Source organism: Campylobacter concisus (genome assembly GCF_902460595.1).
GTDB lineage: Bacteria > Campylobacterota > Campylobacteria > Campylobacterales > Campylobacteraceae > Campylobacter_A > Campylobacter_A concisus_BL.
In genome coordinates this window covers 275,870-284,366 of record NZ_CABPVA010000002.1, presented here as the reverse complement: position 1 = coordinate 284,366, position 8,497 = coordinate 275,870, and the positions used below count along the sequence as shown (strand labels likewise).

The 8,497-nt window shown below is 40.0% G+C and carries 9 protein-coding genes and 2 tRNA genes; 7 read left to right on the top strand and 4 right to left on the bottom strand.

The window, feature by feature from the left end; translation table 11 throughout:
* The first annotated feature begins 173 nt into the window (after window positions 1-173).
* The gene (locus tag F3G86_RS11210; protein WP_223228564.1) at window positions 174-428 is read left to right on the top strand and encodes a tyrosine-type recombinase/integrase; all 255 of its coding nucleotides are present in this window, start codon (window positions 174-176) and stop codon (window positions 426-428) included.
* 28 nt (window positions 429-456) lie between these two features.
* Here the strand turns inward: F3G86_RS11210 and F3G86_RS06125 are convergent.
* The 4 genes from F3G86_RS06125 to F3G86_RS06110 form a co-directional block, all read right to left on the bottom strand.
* Window positions 457-531: transfer RNA gene (locus F3G86_RS06125), tRNA-Met, on the bottom strand.
* Between the two features lie 27 nt (window positions 532-558).
* Window positions 559-633, bottom strand: a tRNA-Gln gene (locus F3G86_RS06120).
* Between the two features lie 195 nt (window positions 634-828).
* Entirely contained in the window at window positions 829-1,260 is a 432-nt protein-coding gene (locus tag F3G86_RS06115) for a GatB/YqeY domain-containing protein (RefSeq protein ID WP_149723321.1), read from the bottom strand.
* Between the two features lie 30 nt (window positions 1,261-1,290).
* Complete coding sequence (locus tag F3G86_RS06110) at window positions 1,291-2,193, bottom strand: Ppx/GppA phosphatase family protein (protein ID WP_087583212.1); 903 nt, start codon at window positions 2,191-2,193, stop codon at window positions 1,291-1,293.
* Window positions 2,194-2,323: 130 nt separating this feature from the next.
* On the opposite strand from F3G86_RS06110, the gene F3G86_RS06105 reads away from it, so the two are divergent.
* From F3G86_RS06105 to era, 6 genes are all read left to right on the top strand, one after another.
* On the top strand, window positions 2,324-3,862 hold the full coding sequence (locus F3G86_RS06105) for an inorganic phosphate transporter (protein WP_149723320.1): 1,539 nt from the start codon (window positions 2,324-2,326) through the stop codon (window positions 3,860-3,862).
* Between the two features lie 181 nt (window positions 3,863-4,043).
* A complete protein-coding gene (locus tag F3G86_RS06100) occupies window positions 4,044-5,267 on the top strand; it encodes an argininosuccinate synthase (protein ID WP_149723319.1) in 1,224 nt (407 codons plus the stop codon).
* 24 nt (window positions 5,268-5,291) lie between these two features.
* A complete protein-coding gene (gene rplI / locus F3G86_RS06095; RefSeq protein WP_009293837.1) occupies window positions 5,292-5,738 on the top strand; it encodes a 50S ribosomal protein L9 in 447 nt (148 codons plus the stop codon).
* Window positions 5,739-6,272, top strand: coding sequence for an ATP-dependent protease subunit HslV (hslV, locus tag F3G86_RS06090; protein WP_002940451.1), 534 nt, complete (start codon window positions 5,739-5,741; stop codon window positions 6,270-6,272).
* 8 nt (window positions 6,273-6,280) lie between these two features.
* A complete protein-coding gene (gene hslU, locus F3G86_RS06085; protein WP_021089127.1) occupies window positions 6,281-7,603 on the top strand; it encodes an ATP-dependent protease ATPase subunit HslU in 1,323 nt (440 codons plus the stop codon).
* Entirely contained in the window at window positions 7,600-8,469 is an 870-nt protein-coding gene (gene era, locus F3G86_RS06080; protein WP_021086219.1) for a GTPase Era, read from the top strand. The genes hslU and era overlap by 4 nt, the downstream gene beginning before the upstream one ends.
* The last annotated feature ends 28 nt before the right edge of the window (window positions 8,470-8,497 follow it).

Below are 8,497 nucleotides of genomic sequence, written 5' to 3'. Positions count from 1 at the left end.
TTTAAAAATATTTAAACTCTTTATGAAACAAATTCGCATAACGTACTAATTGATACCTAAAAGAGCTATATCATAACTACAAAAAACATTGCTCTTGACGTTAACGAAATAAATTTGACATTTTTAATTAGCCTTATGATAATTGCAAAGACCTACCACTTGAAAAGTGTCCCATAACCCACCTAAATCACGATACAGCAAATCGTATGTGGTGGGCTGTGAGAAACCATCTTGGATATTTAGGGACTAGCAACACTCACGGTCTTTACGTATTACGCCATACAGTGGCTTCTAGGTTAGTGAGTTTGAAGGGATTTAATGCTCATAAACTGATGACTTTTATGGGTCATACAGATATTAAAAGTAGCTTGCATTACGTGCATCTAAATGTTGATGATATACGTGATGGTATGGGAGTTGGTGTTTAGTTAAAAGGTGGTAAAAGTCCTTGGTATTTGGTTGCGGAGGACGGATTTGAACCGCCGACCTTCGGGTTATGAGCCCGACGAGCTACCACTGCTCTACTCCGCGATAAGAGTTGTTTGGGATTTTTAAAAGTGGATGGGGTAAGAGGATTCGAACCTCTGAATGACTGGACCAAAACCAGTTGCCTTACCGCTTGGCGATACCCCAATGTTTTTAAGAGTTGTAATTATATAGACTTTAATGCCATTTGTCAAGGTTTTTTAAAAAAAATATGTAAATTTATTTTATTTTTCAAAGTAGCTTTTTAAAAATTTAAAAATAAATAAAATACCTTTATAGCATATAAAATTTAACTATAGCTTTTAAAACCCATGCGAAAATTTACATGGGTTTATCTAGTTTTTAACTCAAAAGCTCTTTTGCGATCATGCTTATGCGTTTTGCTTCAGCGCTCGCTCCGATCTCATCTTTTGCCATTTTCATCACAGCGCCTAAATTTTTACCAACCTTTTCAATTATGCTTTTGATCTTCTCTTTTAACTCATCATCGCTTAGCTGAGCTGGTAGATATGCCTTGATCAGCTCTATCTCGCTCTGCTCTTTTTTGGCTAGATCCTCTCTTGCTCCCTTTAGATAGAGCTCAACCGAGTCAGCTCTCTTTTTGATCTCTTTTTGAAGTAGCGGAAGCACGACCTCGTCGGTCATCTCGATCCTTTGATCGACTTCAACCTGCTTAAGTGCTGCATTTAGCGTCCTTAAAGTATCCCTTTTAAACTCATCTTTTACCTTCATAGCCTCTTTTATATCAGCTAAAATTTGCTCTCTTATGCTCATTTTCTCTCCTTTAAATTTTTGAAATCATAACTAAAATTTCGTGATAATTTCTTGAAATATGCCTTTTAAATAAGCCGCCCCAACGCCCTCTCTAAGCCCATCGTCTATTACTATAAATTTCGCTTCTTGCCCGCTTAAAAGCTCTTTTAAAAGCAGCGTTCCAGCGATGAGCGGATACTTTCTGCTTCTTCCAACCGCCAGGTCAGCGCTTTTGTCATCCATCTTTAAAAGCTCATTTACAAACCAAGTAAGATCATCATTTTTAAGCTCATATCCACTCACTTTTTTGGGATCGTAGCTTTCGTAGTTTAGCCCAAGCTTTAGCGCTGCGATAGTGGTCGGCACGCCAGAAGTTAGCACGATAAGTCTATTGTTAAGACTTGTTAAAAATTCCCTTGCCTCTTTTGTATAAATTTTTGCATTTTCTTGCATCAGATCAAGCGCTTTAAACCTCTCGTAAAAGGTGATGATGCCAAATTTAAAGCTTATAAATTTGCCATCGTCGCCTATCTCTGAGCTTGCACCGCCGATGTCGATGATGCTAAATTTATCATTTATGCCAAGCTTTCTTAAAGCATTTTGCACGCCTAAAAATGTAAGTTTTGCTTCAGATTGCCCGTCAATGATATGAAAATTTATGCCAAATTTCTCTCTTATCTCACTAAAAATTTCTTCGCTATTTGATGCTGCTCTAAAAGCTTCAGTTGCGACTGCCACACATTTAAATTTAGCAAAGTCAAATTTGCTTTTAGCCTCCACTATCGCTTCAAAAAGCCTATTTTTAGCCTCCAAACCTATCTTGCCACTTTCGTTTAAGCCCCTTGCAGCTCCAACTATTTTTTCATAAATTTGCTCGTTGCTAAAGCCATTTTGCACCTTTTTTATAAGCGCCACGCGAAAGGTGTTTGAGCCAAGATCGATCGCTATAACCAAAATTTATCCTTAATATTTTTGCCAAATTCTAACATATGATAATTTAGTATCATTTAAAGTGAGAAAATTCTAAAAACTTTAATAATTTTCAAGATATAATTTTGCCAAAAACTCTTACAAGGGGGCTTGATTGCTTCGAGATAACTTCTTGGCGTTAGTTATTTTTGCGATTTGCAGCGTTGGATTTTTCGTTTGGGGCTATCAATACATCCCGACAAATAACTACTTTTTATTCTTGATCGCTGGTATGTTTGGTCTTTTTATGGCGTTTAATATCGGCGGAAATGACGTTGCAAACAGCTTTGGCACAAGCGTTGGCGCAAAAACACTCACACTAAAACAAGCTCTTGTAATCGCAGCCATTTTTGAGCTTAGCGGCGCGATATTTGCAGGATCTGAGGTTACAAATACGATTAGAAACGAGATCGTGAAATTTCCAAGCGACATAAACCCGATGAAATTTGTAATCATTATGATCTCAGCCCTCCTAAGCTCAGGTCTTTGGCTATTTTATGCGTCCAAAAAAGGTCTGCCAGTCTCGACAACTCACTCGATAGTTGGTGGCATCGTTGGCGCAGGACTTGCCATGGGGTTTATGATAAAAGACCCTGAGCCATTTAATATGGTCTCTTGGGGCGAGATCGGCAGGATCGCCGTTAGTTGGGTCATCTCACCACTGCTTGGCGGCGTGATGTCTTACATCATATTTGGCTACGTAAAAAGCAAAATAATCGAGCCAACGCACGAGCTAAAGACAAATTTAAAAGCATTAAAAGCTGAGAGAAAAGCCTATAAAGAAAGCTTTATAAAAGCGCTTAAAACAAAGCCAGCTGAGGAGCAGATAGCCACTCTTTCAAAGATTGCAGTTATCGATGAGGACGAGATCGAAACCACTGAATACAGCGAGTACCGCTCAAAAATTCGCATCATGAAAGATAGCGAAAAAGAGATAGATACTTTTAAAGCGATGAAAAAGCACATCCCGATCATCGCTGGATTTGCCGCAATGGTCATCTCATCAATGATGCTTTTTAAAGGGCTTGAGCATATAAATTTAGCCTTTAGTATCATCCAAACAGTCTGGATCATCTTTGTCATCGGCGCTCTAGCGTATCTTGCAAGCCTTGCTATCATAAACGTCATGAGCAAAAACGATAGCGAAAAGAGCATCAGTAGAATTTTCTCATGGTTTCAAATTTTTACCGCTTCATCTTTTGCTTTTTCACATGGCGCGAACGACATCGCAAACGCAGTTGGACCATTTGCAGCCGTGCTTGACGTGCTAAAAACTGGCTCTATAAACGAAAGCTCACCCATACCAAGCATCGCAATGGTAACCTTTGGCATCTCGCTTGTTGTTGGACTTTGGTTTTTAGGCAAAGAAGTGATCACAACTATTGGCTCAAAACTGGCTGAAATTTTGCCGACGACTGGCTTTAGCGCGGAGCTTGCCTCAAGTATCGTAATACTTCTAGCTACAAAGCTTGGCATACCAGTAAGCTCTACGCATATCCTAATAGGCGCTGTTTTGGGCATTGGTATTGTAAATAAAAATGCAAACTGGAAAATGGTAAGACCTATCATCCTAGCTTGGCTCATCACGCTTCCTGCAGCTGCTATCTCATCGGCTATATTTTATTTTGCCCTTGCTAAATTTCTAGGCGTTTAGAAAAACACTTTGCTTGTAAATTTAAAATTTGCAAGCAAATCTCACTTAGACTAAAATTTGTAATTTTCGCAGACAAAAACTATCAGAAAAATAAAATTTTACTTACATTATTTAATAGATTAATTTATTAAAGATTAATCAATTTAGGCTAAAATACGACCATTTTAACAAAAGGACAGCTATGAAAAAAGATGTAAAAAAAGTTGTTTTAGCATACTCAGGCGGACTTGACACAAGTATTATTTTAAAGTGGCTTCAAGACGAATACAAATGCGAAGTAGTCACATTTACAGCTGATATCGGACAAGGCGAAGAGCTAGAGCCTGCACGCAAAAAAGCCCTAGCGCTTGGCGTAAAACCTGAAAACATTTTTATAGAAGATTTAAGAGAAGAATTTGTACGTGATTATGTATTTCCAATGTTTAGAGCAAACGCAGTCTATGAGGGCGAATATCTGCTTGGCACATCAATCGCGCGCCCGCTAATAGCAAAACGCCAAAGCGAGATCGCAAGACTTGTTGGCGCTGACGGCGTGAGCCACGGAGCAACAGGCAAAGGCAACGATCAAGTTCGCTTTGAGCTTGGCTACTACGCGCTTGGCGATAATCTAACTATAATTGCTCCATGGCGCGAGTGGGATCTAAACAGCCGTGAAAAACTTTTGGCATACGCTGAGAAAAACGGCATAGATATCACCAAAAAGCCAGGCAAGAGCCCATACTCAATGGACGCAAATTTACTTCACATAAGCTACGAAGGCTTAGTGCTTGAAGACCCGAGCCACGCACCAGAAGATGATATGTGGAGATGGTGCGTTGATCCTAAAAATGCCCCAGATAAGAGCGAGATCATCGAGATCGGCTACGAAAAAGGCGATCCAGTGAGCATAAATGGCAAAAAAATGAGCCCAGCTGAAATTTTGACCGAGCTAAACCGCCTTGGCGCAAAACACGGCATCGGCAGACTTGACATCGTAGAAAACCGCTCAGTTGGTATGAAGAGCCGCGGCTGCTATGAAACTCCGGGTGGAACGATAATGCTAAAAGCTCACAGAGCGATAGAGAGTATCACGCTTGACCGCGGTGCGGCTCACTTAAAAGATGAGATCATGCCAAAATATGCCGAACTAATTTATAATGGTTACTGGTGGTCACCTGAGCGAAATATGCTCCAAGCGCTCATCGACAAGAGCCAAGAGCACGTAAATGGCTCTGTTAAAGTTGAGCTTTATAAAGGCAATGTGACTATCCTTGATAGAAGCAGTAAAGATGATAATCTATTTAGCGAGGCATACTGCACGTTTGAAGAAGATAGTGTTTATGATCAAAAAGATGCAGCTGGATTTATCAAACTAAATGCACTTCGCTTTATAATCGCACGCAAAAATGGGCGAAAATTTGACTAACAATAAATTTTAAAAAGGACAAAAATGAAAGTATTATTAATAAAAGATGTAAAAGGTCTTGGAAAAGCTGGCGAGATAAAAGAGGTAAAAGACGGCTACGGCAACAACTTCTTGATCGGCAAAGGCTTTGCAAAAGCAGCCACTCCAGATGTGCTCCGCCAATACGAAGCGGCTCAAAAGAGAAAGGCTGAAGAGCTAAAATATGAGATCGCAAATTTAGAAAAACTAAAAGAAGAGCTTGCAAAAGTGACAGTCGTCGTCAAGAAAACTCTTGGCGCAAATGGTTCTCTTTTTGGCTCAGTTTCAAAAGAGGAGATCGCAGCAGAGCTTGAAAAGACGCATCATTTGGTAGTTGAGAAAAAGGCTATCGACCTAGACACGCACCTAAAAGCAGTTGGTCTTTATGATGTCTCTATAAAGCTTGGACACTCTATAAATGCGACCTTAAAGGTTGATGTGCAAGGAGAGTAGATGTTTCATGCGACAACCATCTTAGCCTACAAAGGCAAAAATAAAGCGGTCATCGGCGGTGATGGACAGGTGAGCTTTGGCAACACCGTCTTAAAAGGCAATGCCGTAAAAATCCGCAAAATTCACAACGGCAAAGTCCTAGCTGGCTTTGCTGGCAGCACTGCTGACGCGTTTAATCTCTTTGATATGTTTGAGAAAAATTTAGAACATACAAAGGGGGACTTGCTAAAGGCGGTGATAGAATTTAGCAAAGAGTGGCGCAAAGACAAGTATCTAAGAAAGCTCGAGGCGATGATGCTTGTGCTTGATAGGGATAAAATTTTCTTACTTAGTGGCACAGGAGATGTTGTTGAGCCAGAAGATGGCAAGATAGCAGCTATCGGAAGTGGCGGCAACTACGCACTTTCAGCGGCTCGTGCCCTAGATAAATTTGCCGATATCGACGAAGAGGAGCTAGTCAAAGAGAGTCTTAAGATCGCCGGCGAAATTTGTATCTATACAAATACAAACATCAAAACTTATGTTTTAGAATAAGAGAGAAAATGAACTTAACACCAAGAGAAATTGTTAAATTTTTAGATGACTATGTGATCGGACAAAAAGACGCCAAAAAGATCATAGCGATCGCACTTCGCAACAGGTATCGCCGTATGAAGCTTGAAAAGAGCTTGCAAGATGACATCATGCCAAAAAATATCTTGATGATCGGCTCAACTGGCGTTGGTAAAACCGAGATTGCAAGGCGACTTTCAAAGATGATGGGGTTGCCTTTTATAAAGGTCGAGGCTAGTAAATATACTGAGGTTGGCTTTGTTGGTCGTGACGTTGAGAGCATGGTAAGAGACCTTGCTATGGCGTCATATAATCTCGTAAAAAACGAGCAAAGCGAGAAAAATCAAGATAAGATAAATGCCTACATCGAAGAAAAGATCGTCTCAAAGCTACTTCCGCCACTTCCAAAAGGTGCGAGCGAAGAGAAGCAAGCAGAGTACGCAAAGAGCTATGAAAAAATGCTAAATAGGCTAAGAAACGGCGAGCTTGACGAACTAAGTATAGAGATAGAGGTGCAGCAAAACCCGCTTGAAGCTGGCTCAAACGTGCCACCTGATATGGCGCAGATGCAAGAGAGCTTTATAAAGATAATTGGCATCGGCGGTAAAAATATCAAAAAAGAGATGAAAGTAAAAGACGCTAAAAAAGCCCTTCAAAGTGAAGCAAATGATAAAATTTTGGACCTTGAGAGCGTAAAAACTGAGGCTTTAAGAAGAGCTGAAAACGAGGGCATCATCTTTATAGACGAGATCGATAAGGTTGCCGTTGGCTCAGGTAGCTCAAACAGGCAAGACCCAAGTAAAGAGGGCGTGCAAAGAGACTTGCTACCTATCGTTGAGGGCTCAAATGTTAATACCAAATTTGGAAATTTAAAGACAGATCATATTTTATTTATCGCAGCTGGCGCCTTTCACATAAGCAAACCAAGCGATCTCATCCCAGAGCTTCAAGGCCGTTTTCCACTAAGGGTCGAGCTTGATAGCCTTGATGAGGATGCGCTTTATCAAATTTTAACACAGCCAAAAAATTCGCTTTTAAAACAATATATCGCGCTTCTTTCAACTGAAAATGTCGAGCTAGAATTTGACGATGAAGCGATAAAAGAGATAGCTAGGATCGCTCATGCGGCAAATGAAAAGATGGAAGATATCGGCGCTAGACGCCTTCACACGGTGATCGAGCGCGTGATAGAAGATATCAGCTTTGAGGCTAGCGAAAAGAGTGGCGAGAAGATAAATGTGACAAAAGAGCTTGTAAAAGAGCGCCTAAAAGACGTGGTTGAAGACCAAGATCTAGCGAGGTACATACTTTGAAATCAGGCTTTGTTAGCATCATAGGACGCACAAATGCTGGCAAAAGCTCGTTTTTAAATGCCTTATTAAACGAAAAGATCGCCATTGTCTCGCACAAGCAAAATGCAACTCGCAGAAAGATAAATGGCATCGTGATGAATGGCGAAGATCAGATCATCTTTACCGACACGCCAGGACTTCACGAGAGCAACAAAGCGATAAATCAACTGCTAATCAGCCAAGCTATAAAATCGATGGGAGACTGCGATCTCATCGTATTTTTAGCGCCTATCCATGATGATACAAGCGACTATGAGAAATTTCTAGCTCTAAATCCAGAAAAACCGCATATCTTAGTGCTAACAAAAGTCGATGAGAGCTCAAATGCAAAAGTGCTTGAAAAGATCACTCAGTACCAGAAATTTCAAGATAAATTTGCAGCTTTGCTTACTTTTAGCACCAAGCAGCCTACATATAAAAAGCCGCTTCTTGATGAAATTTGCAAGCTTTTGCCAGAGCATGAGTACTTTTATGATCCAGAATTTCTTACGCCGACAAATGAGAAGGAAATTTTTAGAGAATTTATACTTGAAGCGATCTATGAAAATTTAAGCGACGAGATACCATATCTTAGTGATGCGATCATAAAAAGCGTAAAAGAAAAAACAGGTATAACTGAAATTTATGCGAGCATCATCACAGAGCGCGACATCCATAAAAGTATGATCATTGGAAAAAATGGTGAAACCATTAAACGAATAGGAATTTTTGCAAGAAAGTTAATACAAAATTTAACCAACACAAAGGTCTTTTTAAAGCTCGATGTAGTCGTTAAAAAAGGCTGGAGCAAAGAAGAAAAGAGCCTAAATCAGATAATCGGCTATTGATTTTTTATTTTAAAGATATTAAAATACC